Here is a 13920-nt window from a genome sequence, read left to right on the forward strand (position 1 = left end):
AATACACGCGGCGCGTTTTGTCCCCGTTCGATCGCTCCGCTCGCCCGGCCACCGCTCGCTGAGCAGCCATCGCGTTCACGATTAGTCGGACTTGGAGGGTGCGTCGCCGATGCCGTCCCGGCGAATGAGCGCCAGCCTTTCGTCTAGCGCCTGTTTTTCGCGCTGCCATGCGAGGCGCATCTGTTCGCGGCCCTCCGGAGTTTGCAGCCTCCAGAGGTATTGGCTCACGCCGGCTGGTCGGCCGTCCCATCCCGGACCCCACGATGCCTTGCGCCATGTCACGCGGTCGTGGCAGAGCTCATACAGTCGGTTACGGATGTACGACAAGCTCCACGAGTCGTAATGCTCGAGCTCGCCCCACTCGTCCTGGAACACGATTCGCGTGCGCCCGGTCTTGACTTCCGCCTGCACTTGCCAGGTCGTCATTTCTCCGTGCTCGGCGAGTAGTTTGAGGATTTCGCGCTCGACTGCCTCTTGCATTTCTCGTGCCGCTTGCCTCCTGCTCACGAGTTGTTGATCTTAGTCGCTGCCACCCGACGTGTTCCTCCTCCAATCAGGTCGCCATCGCTGGGATGTACGGCTGCTCAACACAGCAGGGGCCGCTGAGCGGGCCGCCAGGGGGTAGGCGGTACCGGAGGGAGACGGCGCGGCAAGACTGCGGGGGCGTCCCTGAGGAGGCCTGGTTCGCTACGAAGCTTGCTCTGGCCCGGCAGATGATCGCCGCCGCGTTGAACGCCGGCGTCCCGGCCGGTCGGGTGACCAGCGACGAGGTCTACGGCGCCGACCCCGGCCTGCGTGCTGACCTCGAGCAGCGTGCGATCCGCACTACGTGATGACTTCGTCGAGGCCTGGCATACCAGGGCGAGGCCCAGTCACCCCAGCAAGGGAGCCCATCCGATACCCGCTGGGGGGCACCCTCCTAAGCCTCGCCGTGGCAAACTCAAACGATCGCTGGCTGTCCTGAGTCGCGAACAACAGAAGCATCCCTGACAACAGCGAGAACGCGTCGCCTCGGACCCGCTGCGGATCCGGCTCGAAGACGGCCGCCGGATAGCCACTCTCATCGACCAGCAGCACCCCGCCAGCGTACCGAGGATCGGCTGTACTCCAGCCCACGTCCGCTTGGATTCCGTGCGCCGCTTGAAGCATGGCTATGGCAGTTGCAATCTCGGGCTGGCGGGCAAGTCGATCACGCCGAGCCGCAGCGATCGGGTCGGAACGTGCCGCGGCCTCTGCCTCGATGGCCGCTCGCAGCACCTCCGCCCTGGAGGCCGCATTCGTCCTCCGGGCAGAGGCCCTGCGGCGTTCCTGTGCCCACTGCCACGCTGCCTCACGGCCGTCGGTGAAGAAGTCAACTTCCGCCTGTACGTACTGAGGTGCTGTCCAGATCACCGCCACCGGTTGCTGTGGACACCGCAAGGGCGGGACACGTGGCACATGCGGAATCACCCGGCCGGTAAACATCAACCCCAGAAACCGGGCGAGCGGCAACGTAGGCACCACGTCCCAGCTACCGCTGCTGAACCGCGCCACGCCCTCGACGACAGCGAGCCCAATGCCGTCAGCGTGGGCAAGCCGAACGGACGGAACCGCCCCGAGCCAGGGCGCCCGCAGCCGGTCGGTAAACCAGCAGCAGGAAATGCCTTCTGCTCGCATCCGCTCAGTCCGCGCGAGGAGATTCGAAACCGTGATGGCTGCCAGCTGCGCCTCAAGCGCAAACTCCTCGCCACCGTCGGCACGGGCGAGCACATCAGCCCGCCAAGCACCCGTGGGCGAGCGCACCTCAAGCTCGGCCCACGCGCCAGCGTCTCGGGCCGCCTGGGCCAGCTCGAGCTTGAGGAGGTGATGGGCCTCGGACTCTCGTCCTGATGCACAGGCTGGAGCGCCAGGAGCGTGGGCGAAGAATCGAAACCCCGTCCGGGCCACCTTGGCATACATTGCATGGCCGCACTCATCACAAGCCAGTGGTGCGGGAGGCCGAACCTTCCACACCGCGTCCCAGCTACGCGCGCATCCCAGGTCCGGCAGATGCGCGAGAACCGTTCCCCAATGCTGGTGCACCGCTCGGAATGCCACCAGGTTCCCCCTAGTCAGACCAGCGGAAGCCTACCGGGAAGAGGAACGTAAAGATCTCCTGCAGGCAGCCGGCCGCCGACTACCTCCGACGTCCGCAAACACTGAGCCTTCACCAAGCTGATCTAGCTGTCGACGGTCCTCATCGCGGAGGCAGCGCTGGACGGCACGGCGTCAGGGGGCGCGCCGGTACGCCTCGCCCAAGACGTCTTGCATCAGCTCGATCGGATCGGCGAACGTCACCGCGCCGTCGCCGGCACGGCCTCGAGTTCGGCTTCTGGACGGAGGATCGGCGCTGCTGCGGGCGGCCGAGGGGTTCGTGTTGAGAACGGGTCGCGGACTCCGATGGCGGGCCGGATCGTCAACTGACCGTGGCTTGCGGGCCGGAACAGGCCGCCCCGGCCGCGGCCTGTAGGGCCAACTCGGGGCAAAGCCCGGCGAGCACCGGCAGTGGCACCAGCCAGTGCCCGGTGGCCAAGGCCTCGCCCAGCAGGCGGCCTGCCTGGTCGGCGTCGCCTGCGGCGGCGGCCGCCTGGGCGATCGCGGTGAGCGTCTGGGCCAACTCGTCCGGGTCGGTGATGTCGCGGGCGAGTGTCTCGGCGTGGGCGAGGTCCCCGGCCGCGGCACTTGCCTGGGCGACGGCGGCGAGGGCCTGTGTCCGCTGGAACGGTTCGGTGATGTCGCGGGCGATGGCCGCGGCCTCGCTGGTCCACTGCCTGGCCTGGGTGGCGTCGCTGGCGGCGACCGCTTGGGCGACGGCGGCGATGATCCATGCGCGCTGGAACGGCTCGGCGAGGCCGGGAGCGAGAGCTTCGTCGGTCAGATGCTTGCCGTGGGCGGCGTCGCCGGCGGCTGCGGCCGCCTCTGCGACGGCGGCGAGGATCCACGCCCGGGGGAACGGCTCGGTGACGGTACGTCGGGTGAGGGCTTCGGCCTCGCCGGTCAGTCGCCGGGCCCGATCGAGGTAGCGGGAGGCGACCACCGCCTGCCCGACGCGGTAAAGGGCCACCGCGCGCTGATCCCGGTGTGGCATGGCGCGGGCCAGCGCCTCGGCCTCGTCGATCTGGCCTGCGGCGGCCGCGGCCGCGATGATCCTGACCACCGCCCTGGGATGTTCGTACCCGAAAATCAGCTTGGGTTCTTCATATGAGTCGGAGATGGCCTCGATGAGCGTCCTGGCCCGTTCGATGTCTCCGGCTGCGGCGGCCGCCTCTGCGGCGATGGTCAACGCCTTCGTCGACTCGTCAGCGACGGCGTTGGTTTCCCAGTCCTCCCGGTTCAGCATGTCTAGAAAGGGCTCATACCGCTGCGCGTGCCGGTTTCCGACGGTGATGGCGCGGGCGTGGGTCTCGGCGCGGTCGACGTCGCCTGCTGCGGCGGCCGCCTCGGCGAGGCAGCTGCGTGCTTGCGCTTTATGACGCGAGCCGGAGATGGCCTCGACGAGTGCTTCGGCCCGGCCGATGTCGCCGGCGGTGCAGAACCCGTGGATGACGGCCAGGAGGGCATCCGCCCGGTTAAAGGAGTCGGTGACGGTGCGGGCGATCGCCTCGGCCCGGTTGAGGTGGCCGAGGGCGAGTGCCGCCCGCGCCACCTCGGCGAGCGCATGTTGCTTCCCGTGGTGGTCGGTGATCTCGTGGGCCAACTGTTCGGCCCGGTCGATGTCTCCGGCGAGTGCCGCAACTTCGGCGACCCGGCCATGCATGCTCCATTTGATCTCACGATGCGTCTGCTGGTCGGCCTCGATGCTGGCCTGGGCCAGTTGCTCGGCGTCCGTGGCCAGGCCGCGAGCCCGATCGGCGTCGCCCGCGCCGGCCACAAGCGCGAGTCCTGCCAGGGCTTTAGCCTGCGCGTACGGCTTGATGATCTGCCGGGCCAGCGTCTCGGCATGGTTGACGTCGCGGGCGGCAACCGCCCGCACCAGGGCCTCAAGTGCCGTCGCCTGGTGGTAGGGGTCGGTGATGGCGCAGGCCAGGGACTCGGCCCGCGCGAGATCGCCGGCGGCGATGAGTGCCTCCACGAGCACCACCTGGGCATATGGCGCGCCGAACTTATGGGTGATGGAGCCCGCGAGGGCCTGGGCCCGATCGAAGTCGCCAGTGGCGGCAACCGCCCGCACAAGGCTGACGGGCGACTCCCAGCTGTAATGATCGTCGGTGAGGGAGTGGCCGATGTCCTGGGCCAGGTCGATGTCGCCGGCCGCGGTAGCCGCCACCGCGACTCTCGCTAGGGTCCGATCCCGGAGGTCGCGGTTGTCCATGGCCAGGGCGGCAGCCCTGGCGTCGGCGGCCAACCGGCGTGCCCTGTCGCTCTCGCCGACGCTGGCCACGATCATTGCGACGTCGACGAGGCCCTCCGCATCCCCGTTTCGGCCGTTTTGCGCGCGGACGAGTTCCTCGGCGTCGCTGGCCAGCCGGCGGGTTCGGTCGAGATCTCCGGCGGCAGCGGACACCTTCGCGAGCTCAATCAGTGCGGACCAGCGGCCGAAATCGCTAGGACGGTCGGGGGCACGGGCGATCGCCTCGGCTTCGTCGGTCAATCGTTGCCCCAGGCCGCCGTAGCGGCTGGCGATGAGTTTCGCGACGTGCGCCAGTGTCCACGCTTGCAGGCCCTCGTTGGTGAGGGCGCGAGCAATCGTCTCGGCCCGCCCCAGTTCCCCGGCGGCCACCATCGCGTGGGTGACCTCGGCGAGGGAGACCATCCGACCGAGCCGCCCGGTTTGAGCGCGGGCGACCGTCTCGGCTTGTGCGGCCAACCGGCGGGCCAGGGCGAGATCGCCGGCGGCGGCCGCGGCCTCGGCCAGTACCGCTCTTGCCTTTGCGGGCTGGAGCTGCCTGGTCAGGTTGCGGGCGACCGCTTCGGCCCGCGCTGAGTCGCCCAGCATGGCCCGTACGACGGGCAGCGCGGAGGGAAGGTGCCGGTGGCGGTCGACGTGGGCGTTGCGGTAAATCGAGAGTTTTACCAGCGTGGGCAGGTCAGGGGGGCGGGCGAGCATGAGTTCCTGGGCGATCGCGATCTCCGCGAGGGCGACGGTGTCACTGCCGGTGCGGGTACGCATCCGGTCGTGCCGGACTGGATCGGTGACCACGGCGATCAGCCGGTCCACGTCACCGGTGGTCGCCAACATCCGAGGGTAGTCGCGCAGCAGGTACTCGGGGGTGTCCGCCGGCCATGGCTGCCGGTCGCCGTCAGGTGCGAGATAGCGCTCGGCCCAGATGTGCAGCCGGTCCTCAAATTCACTAAGGCGTTCGGCGCCGAGATAACGGCGCGCGGCCATGGTCAGTTCCTGGTGGGCGAGCGAGTAGAGGTCTGGTGCACCGTCGGTGGCGTGGCGGGTCAAGCTGCGGCCGGCCGTGGTGTGTAGGACATCCTCGACGGCCACGAGTTCGGCGCGGGTCAGCTCGCGCAGGTCGGCCACGGAGAGACTGCCGCCGGCAGCGGTGAACAGACCCAGCAGGTCCTGGGTGAGCGGGCCGCCTTTGAGCATGCCCTTGATTTCGCGACCGGCTAGGCGGGGCAGGCCGGTGACGTACCGGGAGGGGGTCAGGGTGCGAATGATGCCGGTGTCGCGCAGCGGGTGCCAATCCGGCACGTCATCGGGCACCGGCGGGTTGGCCCTCCCCCCGACGATGACGCGCATCCCGGCCATCGGTCCGACCGGCAGCAGCCCGGCGATGCTGTGCGCGTCCGGGCCGCACGTGACGCCGGAGTCCTCGTCGAGGCCGTCGATCACCAGGACCAGGCGTCCGCCGCCAGCCTGACAGGACTTAGCGGCCCGGTTGAGGCCGTCGCGCAGCAGCGAGGATAGGCGGACTGGGTCCGCTCCGGCCTCGGGCATCTCCCGGCCGGTGAGTTCGCACAGCTGCTCCAGCATGACAGCGGCGAACCGGTCCCGGGTGTCGTGGCCGGAGATGAAGTACGACACCACCCGAACCTGCTCGGGCGCGTGCAGCACGAACGTCGACAGCAGTGCAGTCTTGCCGGCCCACGGCCCAGCCTGCCACCACACGTACGGGCCGCGGTCGTCATCGAGACAGAACGCGGTCAGCTCGGTGAGTTCCGACTCCCGATCGAAGAGTTCTGGCGGTGCGATGCGTTTGACCTGCTGCAGGTAGGCGGACCTGGCCGGGCGCACCGGTCGCCTACCGACGTGGACATTAACGTTCCCGACGACCTGGCCGAACCCGAACCCGCCGCCCTCCCCGCGCCCGGACATCGGCGGCACCTGCGCAGGGCGGGACGACCACCGCGGCGCCGAGTCCGCGCCGGAGCTGCCGGGGACGGTCGGTGGCGTTACCGGCCCGGCCCCGAAGGGCCCCGCCGCTCCCCATCACGGCCGACGGTCACGTCGCCGCCGACCTGGCCGACCGCGAGCCCGTCGCCCATAGCCCGGGCATCGGCAGGCCCGGTGAACACCCTCGACTGATCGCCGGCGACCACCGAAATGGAACTCCCCGCGACGCCGTACCTCGCCGCCAGCTCCGGATCCGCAAGCAACAACAGCCTCTGCGCCGCCGCCACCACCTCGTCGTCCTCGGCCGCGCCTGAGACCTGCAACTCCTCGCCGAGCTGAGCCTGCAGCACCAGCGGCTCCCGCTCGTCAGCGTTCAACGCCGCCCGTGCCTCGCCCCGCACCCACGGCCGAAGCAGCTTCTTCAAACCCGCGTAGGCATCCTGAACTGCGGTACTGGCCGTGGCGGTAACTCCCGCGCTCGCGCCGGCAGCCAATGCCGCCACCACCAACTCGACGTCCGACACCCCATGCCTCGATTCGTCGGCCCCACCGGACCACACCAGTGTGACCCGGCCTCGCCACCTTGCGCACACCTGTCGGATCCACGACACCGCCCCCGAGTTCAGCGTTCTGGCGGCACTACCGAACTCGGCCAGGTCGACCCGGCCGTGCTCGTCCAAGAGGTTCAAGGACCACGGCGACTACTGCTCGGTGGCCGGACCTGGCACGTCACTTACATCGACTGGACCAGGCGTCGCTGCTTCGTTGAACCCTCAGAAGGCGGCAGCCGGGCTCACTGGACCGGCACGGGCGTCCCTGGCCCGTCCTTTGAGCTCAGCCGAGCCATGCGCCAGGTTCTGGTCGGCGCCGACCCACCGGTCAGGCTCACCCGACGGGCCGCCGAACGGTTGGCGGAACTCCCGGGTGAGGACGCCCTCCAAGTCGATGGGATCCCTGCCTGCTGCGCAACCTCGTCCCGCCTCATCGGCGTCCCCTTCCTGTGCATCTGCTGGTTCGAAGACGAATTTCAACTGCCGGAACTCACTGCAGGTTGCGGCCTAATTCGATACAAGGGAATGCGTCCGCCGCGAGCTTGATCAGTTAGCTGGGTGGCGACACTCCACCGCAGGATCTTTGCGATTGTTTCGTCGGCGATGTCGATGCCGAGCCTGTCGCTCGCCGCGTCAGCAAGCTCTGCTACGTCACCGACGAATTGGCCCTCTGAGTCGGCCGCCGCGAGGATGGCCTGCCACACAGCCCGCCAGGTGCGGCGTCTTTGCGGGCTCCATGCCTTGGCACGGATGTCGAAGGCCTTGAGCCGGTGATCTTGCGCGGGTCGCTGCCGTCGGGTCGATCCCCTTGGCTTTGGGATGCAGAGTTGGTACGTGTTGCAGCGCTGGCCGTTGCCATGGTCAACGATTCTCAGCAGTCCAGCCTCCTTGTAGCCGTTTCAAGGAGGCCTGGATGTTGGCCCTGTTCGCCGGACGTCGTCCAGACGCTGTTGCGATCGCCGCGGCCAGCTGGGTCGGTGACAGCGCTACCTGCATGGCGTCGTCAGCGCGGTCCACGAGTACCCGCCAAACCGCACGACGGAGACTTGCCATTCGGCCAGCGATGGTGTGGGTGTGGACCCACGGTGCGGACGGATGGCGGTCGTCGAAGGCTCGGTAGGCCCGCTCACGGTCGATCATCGCATCGCCGTCCTGCAGGCACGGGCGCCGGTGGTCCAACTCGTTCGCGACCAGCCGGAACCTGGGGGCCGCACTTGGTTGCCGAAAGGAGCTGCAGTGGAGGGATGGGCGACGGCCGCATGTTCAACAATTTAGGGCATTATGCTGCACTGACAAGAGTTCTGGTGGCGACTTGCCTGAATCCTTGTGATCGAGCCCCCGCCGCCCGTGGATCTCGCGGCGCTCGGCCATGCGGTCGCGAAGGCCAGACACGCGGCCAATCTCACCCTCGACGGCCTCGCCGAGCGCAGCGGCGTCTCGCGCCGGATGCTGGTTGAGGTCGAAGGGGGCCGCATCAACTGCACGATCGGCGTCCTGCACGGCATCGCGCATGCCGTCGGCGTCCCATTGGGCGACCTAGCCCAATCGGCCTGCAGAGACGACCGCACCAACTAGCTGGCATCGCAGCAGACCGAGGACGGCGCCGATGCCCGTAAAGCAGACGTCGGCCGGACGCTAGACGCGTCGAAGCACACAGACGACCTTGCCCAGAATGACCGCGTGTTCGGCGGAGATCACCTCGTAGAGCGGATTCCGCGGGACGAGCTCGGCGCGGCCGTCGCGGGTCCGGTAGACCTTGACCGTCGCCTCGCCCTCGATCATCGCGGCGACGATGTCGCCGTTCTCAGCGACCGCCTGCTGGCGCACGACGACCACATCTCCCTCGCAGATCGCCGCCTCGATCATAGAATCGCCCTTAACTATCAGAGCGAACAACGTACCGTGCCCGACTAGGTTGCGAGGCAGCGTCAGCTCGTCCTCCACGTGTTCCTCGGCGAGGATCGGGACGCCGGCAGCAATAGTGCCGAGCACCGGAACTTTGACGCCTGGCTGGCCTGCTCCGCTCGATGTCGCACCAACCTGCGCCCTGCGGATATCGACCGCCCTGGACGCGTTCGCCTCACGGCGCAGGAGGCCACGCCGCTCCAGCAGGTTCAAGTGGTACGCCACCGACGAGGGAGAGCCAAGCCCGACAGCTGCACCGATCTCGCGGACCGTGGGTGGGTAGCCGTGCCGCTGGATCCAATCGTGTATCACAGTCAGGATGCGCTTCTGTTTGGCGCTTACGTGGGGCGGCTCGGCCTCGGCAGCATCGGAGGTTGTCATCCACGGACAATACAACGGATTTTAGAACGCGCGTACTAACCCGCTCGGTGCGGTTCGGGTATTCGAACGCCTCGGGCTCCCGCCGGAGCCGAAGCCGTTTCCGGAAGTGCGTCCTGAGGGCAGACGTGGATGTAGTCGAGGTCGTCGCCGATCGCGGTCAGCCATAACCGACCTGGGTGTTCCTACCGACGTACGCGTCGTTCCTGAACTGGATCGGGGCCAAATTCGCCCCCTTCATCCCGTACAGCGAAGATCATGACCGCAGCCGCAGCCGCAGCCGCAGCCGCAGCCGCAGCCGCAGCCGCAGCCGCAGCCGCAGCCGCAGCCGCAGCCGCAGCCGCAGCCGCAGCCGCGGCCCGGCTGGTTCACGCGTTGATGCCGCCCCCGCCGTACTCAGATCTGAACATCGCCCACGTTGGCTATCACCTGGCCCACCATGAGAAGGCAGCCGCTGGAATAGCGATCGCTGCGCCGCCGCCGGTTACCGGTGCTCGCGGACTTTGTCGACCGACCAGCCGATGAACTGTGGCAGCTCGGAGAGGCGGGCGTGACCGCCGCCCAGAGTCTACGGGTGTCGGCGCGCGATGCGAAGCACCACATCCAGCGACCGCACGTCAGCCTGGGCACAGCGGAGGCATGACTGCTGCCTGCCCTAGCCAGCGGTATGAACAACCGGACAACCGCATCCGGGATGGCCGGCGCAGGCGTGACACCAGGAACACCGGAACCGGGCACCCGGCGCAAGGCTGCGGTCAACGCAAGGCGCGGCGAGCAGGTCGGCACCCGCCGTCACGTCGAGGCGATCGCCGCCGGTCCCGTCAGGCAGGACGTTGTGCAGCCACAAAACGGGATAGACTTTGCCGCACGATCCGCAGATCCGGGTACCCCAGCCCGTCGAGCAGACGTCACAGCGGCATTGGAATGTGTTCCGGTCCCGAGGCTCGAACTCGGTCATCTTGCTGTGGCAGATGGGGCACGTCTCGAACAGGTCGAACGACCGCGCCGCCGCCTCGACCGCAGCCACAGCCCCTGGCGGCGACGACGCCGTGGGCCGCTGGCCCCGCTCACGTCCGGTTGTTGCGCGGACCAGCGCTTCCACCTCGTCCATCGACGGCCGGCGGGTCACCGCGACGCGCCTCGGACCAGCCGGGCGCCACCAGCCATCGCTGCTCTTCGGCACTCTCGCGGACAGCTCCGCAGCGGGCGGATACTCGGCGACGAACCGGCGGCCTTGCAGGACCCACCGCAGCGCCCGGGCGAGTCGCTCCTCGCCCTCGATCTCTAGCGGTGTGACGGGAACCAGGCAGGGCAGCGCGCCGAAGCCGGCCGGGTGCACGAGGCGCCCCGTGGTGGACGGCAATGCCGCCCGGGCGGCGCGGAGGCCCGGATACACAACGATCGTGGAGTTGGCCTGCATGCCGAGCGCGGCGGCGCGCGCCCGTTCGGCGGCGGGCTGGCCGAGGTCGTCGCCGACCGGCGCCAGCCGGGCCAGGTGCCGTCCGTCGGCGGCGACACGCAGGGTTCCGTCTTCCGCCATCGACCACGTGGCACTGCCGGTCGGACCGTTCAGGAGCACGGGGGAGCCGACGACCGGCAGTGCATCGGCCGGGTCGTCCGGCTGGTAACCGAGGATCGCCAGCGCACGTAGGGAGAGCGCGGCGACGTAGTGCGCGTACGCCTCGGGGAACGTACGGTCCGCCGACCTCACGCCCGCCAAAACGGAGGACTCATGGACCGCCCATAGCTCCCAGAGCGCGCCGATCTGCCGGTACCGCCCATCGCCTAGGAACAGGTTGGTGCGCATGAGCCGGATCGGCACGGGCACCCGGCGGTTGGCCCGCCGCAGCACCGGCGATCCGTGCAGCGCCGCTAGCCGTGCCCGGGCACGGCGGAGCACGTCGAGGGTTTCGGTGATCGCCAGCGCCGACGCGGTGGTGTCGGAGACCGCCTTGGCGACGAGGCGGGCGACCCGGTCGAGCCGGCGCCACGACTGCGCGTGTCTCAGCGCCCGGTTGTACTCGTCGAGGTCGGCTAGGCCGTCGGCGAGCGTGGTCAGCTCGCGGATGCGTCGGGTTAGGTGCTCGCCGAGCCGGTCCACGAGCTGCGCGGCCACCCGGTTTTCGTAGAAGTCGACGTCTTCGGCGAACCGCTGCGACAGTACGCGCAGCGGCATGATGCGCCCGTGCTCCACGCCCGCCCAGTCCTCGGTGTGTCCGGCTAGGCGGGCGAGGCCGGCAGGCGGCACCCGGCGCGCCAGGTCCGCCCGAACCAGCTCGTCCACCCGGTCGAGCCGGTCGTGGGGTCGGAGGCAGACGTCGGCGAGGACGTCGAGCCCGTCGAGAACCGCGCGCTCGAACGGGCTCAGCTCGGCGTGGTGCGACGCGTCGGGCACGAACATGTTGTCAGCTAGCCACGCGCCGAGGGTCGTGTTCCTGGTCAGCGCGCGGGCGACGTCGATGACGGTGCTGACGACGAGCGGGTCCGGTCCGCCGGGGCGGTCGGCCATCACCCTTCCCTGCGCCGCTGCTCATCGTCGAGGAGGCGCACGCACCGCACCGGGGCACCGCGCAATCCGCGCAGCTCCCAGACGGTGCAGACGACGTCCCGAATCTTGTTGAGGCCGCCGGGGGTGACGTCGTACCGACCGCGCAGGGAACGAAGGACCTTCCGGGCCAGGAAGTGGTCGGCGGCGAGCGACCGGCCGTCCTGTCCGCTGTCTTCGCCCTCCGGCCGTTCGGCGACCGGGTCGCCGGCGTGGGCCGCGACGACGACAGGTACGAACGCCTCCAGCTGGCGCTCGAGCCGCGGGCCCATGACCGCCCGGCCGTGCTCGCGCAGGTCGTCGGCTATCTCCTCCAGGAACTCGCGCACCTCGGTCGTGTCTGTCCGGTGCGTCTGCTTGGCCTGCTCGAACGACTTGCGCAGCGCGACAGCGCCGTACGGCTCGATCTCCGGGACCGTTGCCGCCTGCGGCAGCCAGGGACGCTGGGCCGGCAGCTCCATCAGGTGCGCGCGATTGTAGGTCTTGTCAGCGAACTCCAGCGTCGACTCGTCCTGGTTCGCTGTGCCGATGAACCAGACGTTTCGGGGCAGGCGGATCCGCCAGCCGTCCACGAACCACTGGGGCGCCCGGCCGGTGCCGCGAGTGACCAGCTGGATCGGCTCGCCCTCGTGCTCGAGCTTCGACAGTAGGACCGAGAAGTATTGTTCCGGCCGGGCGAGGTTCATTTCGTCGAGAACGATGAAGAACGGCCGTTCCCGGTACCTCGGCGTCTGCGCCAGGTACAGGGCTTGGAGGAATTCGGACTCCTCGAAGCGGCGCTCGAATGTGTTGTGGTGTCCGAAGAGGTCCGTCCGGTCGCGCCAGCCGGCTTGCACCTCGACGACGGTGCACTCGGTGCCGAGCGCCTTGGCGAGGGCGACCGGCAGCGATGTCTTGCCGATGCCGCTCATGCCCTCCAACAGGTGCAGCCGGCTCATCGCCAGTCCGCCGAGGAGGACGCACACGTCGTTGAGCCGGTAGGCCCGCCGGCTGTCGGCGAACATGACCGCCTGCAGCGACCGGGCCAGCTGCGAGAGGTTGGGCCGCTCGGCGCTGATCGCTCCGGGTTCGTTCAGCTGCGGGTCGTCGTCCATCGCAACGCAGCGGGGGAAGAGCGGCGTGCCGGGGTCGGGACGATCCCGGGTCAGCTGCTCGACGGTGCCGTGCAGCTCGGCGATCCGGCTCTCGTAGCCGCGGGCGACCACCTCGAAGTGCCGCTCAGCGTCGCTGAGCTGCTTCAACTGCAGGTTGTTGATGCGGCTCGCGAGGGCAGCACCCTCCAGCTCCTGTACACGGTAGGCGAGGCGGTCGCGCTCGCCGGTCACCTCCCGGTGCTGCCGCTCCAGCCAGCGCAGCCGGTGCAGGTCGTCGTCGGCCAGCCGCTCGGCGAGCTTGCCGCGCAGCTCAGCGTTGTCAGCGGCCAGCCGGTCGCGTTCGTCGATGAGGTACTGCGGGTCAGTGCCACCGATCCGCAGCAGTTGCTGCTCCTGGTCGGCCAGCTGCTTGCGCAGCTCGTCGATTGTCTTGATCCGAGCGTCGGACTGGATCCGCAGGACTTGCAGCTCGCGGTCGAGGGCGGCGACGTCGGCCGCGGCGCGTGCCTGAATCTCCGCCTCCAAGTCGTCGAGCTTGCGTTGCAACTGGAACTGCTGTCCCAGTACCGCCCTGCGTTGGTCATTCAGCTCCTCCTCGGACCGGCGGAGCGCCGCTTGGTCCTCCTGCAGCCGGGCCACCTGTTCCGCGTGCTCCTCGGCGAGCCCGCGCCGCCGCTCCTCCTCTTCGATTTGTGCCGCCTGCCGGCGGCGTTCCAGCTCGGCATCGAGCTCGGCGTGGGCCGCCTGGGCCTGTGCGGTGAATCCGTCCCGGGCCTCCTGCTCGCGGGCGCTCACCTGCTCGCTCCGGAGACGCAGCTGCGCCAGTTCGGTGGTGGCCTCGGCCCTGAGCGCCTCGGCGGCGTCGCGGGCCGAGGCGGCCTCAGCGATATCCGCGTCGAGGCGCTGGCGGGCGGCGTCCGCAGCAGCCTCCGCGTCCGCGGCCGCCTGTATCCGTTCCCGAGCCGCTCTCGCCGCGCGCTCGTAGTCGGCGGCTTGGCGCAGCAGGGCGTCGTACGCGGACAGCACCGCGTCGTCGTTCGTGGTCGGCTCCAGCCCCTGCTCAGCGAGGGCAGCTCTGACCTCCGTGTCGTCCTCGGCCCGCTTATCGGCCACCGCCAAGTCGGCAATCTTGTCAGCGGCCGC

General features: G+C 69.3%; 9 protein-coding genes. 2 read left to right on the forward strand and 7 right to left on the reverse strand.

The window, feature by feature from the left end; genetic code table 11:
• Positions 1–81: 81 nt before the first annotated feature.
• Positions 82–507, reverse strand: coding sequence for a hypothetical protein (locus tag RMN56_RS20690; RefSeq protein ID WP_313719158.1), 426 nt, complete (start codon positions 505–507; stop codon positions 82–84).
• Here RMN56_RS20690 and RMN56_RS20695 point away from each other — a divergent pair.
• Positions 486–833 (forward strand): transposase, encoded by a 348-nt coding sequence (locus RMN56_RS20695; protein WP_376787211.1) that lies wholly within the window; start codon positions 486–488, stop codon positions 831–833. The two genes, RMN56_RS20690 and RMN56_RS20695, sit on opposite strands and share 22 nt — an antisense overlap.
• On the opposite strand, the gene RMN56_RS20700 is transcribed toward RMN56_RS20695, so the two are convergent.
• The 3 genes from RMN56_RS20700 to RMN56_RS20710 form a co-directional block, all read right to left on the reverse strand.
• On the reverse strand, positions 826–1938 hold the full coding sequence (locus RMN56_RS20700) for a competence protein CoiA family protein (protein ID WP_446685803.1): 1113 nt from the start codon (positions 1936–1938) through the stop codon (positions 826–828). The genes RMN56_RS20695 and RMN56_RS20700 overlap by 8 nt on opposite strands.
• A gap of 496 nt (positions 1939–2434) precedes the next feature.
• Positions 2435–6286 carry a hypothetical protein gene (locus RMN56_RS20705; protein WP_313719161.1) on the reverse strand — a complete coding sequence of 1284 codons (3852 nt, stop codon included), beginning with the start codon at positions 6284–6286 and terminating at the stop codon, positions 2435–2437.
• Positions 6287–6363: 77 nt separating this feature from the next.
• On the reverse strand, positions 6364–6828 hold the full coding sequence (locus RMN56_RS20710) for a Het-E N-terminal domain-containing protein (protein WP_313719162.1): 465 nt from the start codon (positions 6826–6828) through the stop codon (positions 6364–6366).
• Between the two features lie 1353 nt (positions 6829–8181).
• Here RMN56_RS20710 and RMN56_RS20715 point away from each other — a divergent pair.
• The gene (locus RMN56_RS20715) at positions 8182–8430 is read left to right on the forward strand and encodes a helix-turn-helix domain-containing protein (RefSeq protein WP_313719163.1); all 249 of its coding nucleotides are present in this window, start codon (positions 8182–8184) and stop codon (positions 8428–8430) included.
• A 60-nt stretch (positions 8431–8490) separates the two neighbouring features.
• On the opposite strand, the gene lexA is transcribed toward RMN56_RS20715, so the two are convergent.
• The 3 genes from lexA to RMN56_RS20730 form a co-directional block, all read right to left on the reverse strand.
• Positions 8491–9141, reverse strand: coding sequence for a transcriptional repressor LexA (gene lexA, locus RMN56_RS20720; protein WP_313719164.1), 651 nt, complete (start codon positions 9139–9141; stop codon positions 8491–8493).
• Positions 9142–9793: 652 nt separating this feature from the next.
• Positions 9794–11647 carry a DUF2357 domain-containing protein gene (locus RMN56_RS20725; RefSeq protein WP_313719165.1) on the reverse strand — a complete coding sequence of 618 codons (1854 nt, stop codon included), beginning with the start codon at positions 11645–11647 and terminating at the stop codon, positions 9794–9796.
• Positions 11647–13890, reverse strand: coding sequence for an AAA family ATPase (locus RMN56_RS20730; protein ID WP_313724808.1), 2244 nt, complete (start codon positions 13888–13890; stop codon positions 11647–11649). The genes RMN56_RS20725 and RMN56_RS20730 overlap by 1 nt, the downstream gene beginning before the upstream one ends.
• Positions 13891–13920 lie beyond the last annotated feature (30 nt).

It is taken from the genome of Micromonospora halotolerans, assembly GCF_032108445.1.
GTDB classification, from domain to species: domain Bacteria; phylum Actinomycetota; class Actinomycetes; order Mycobacteriales; family Micromonosporaceae; genus Micromonospora; species Micromonospora halotolerans.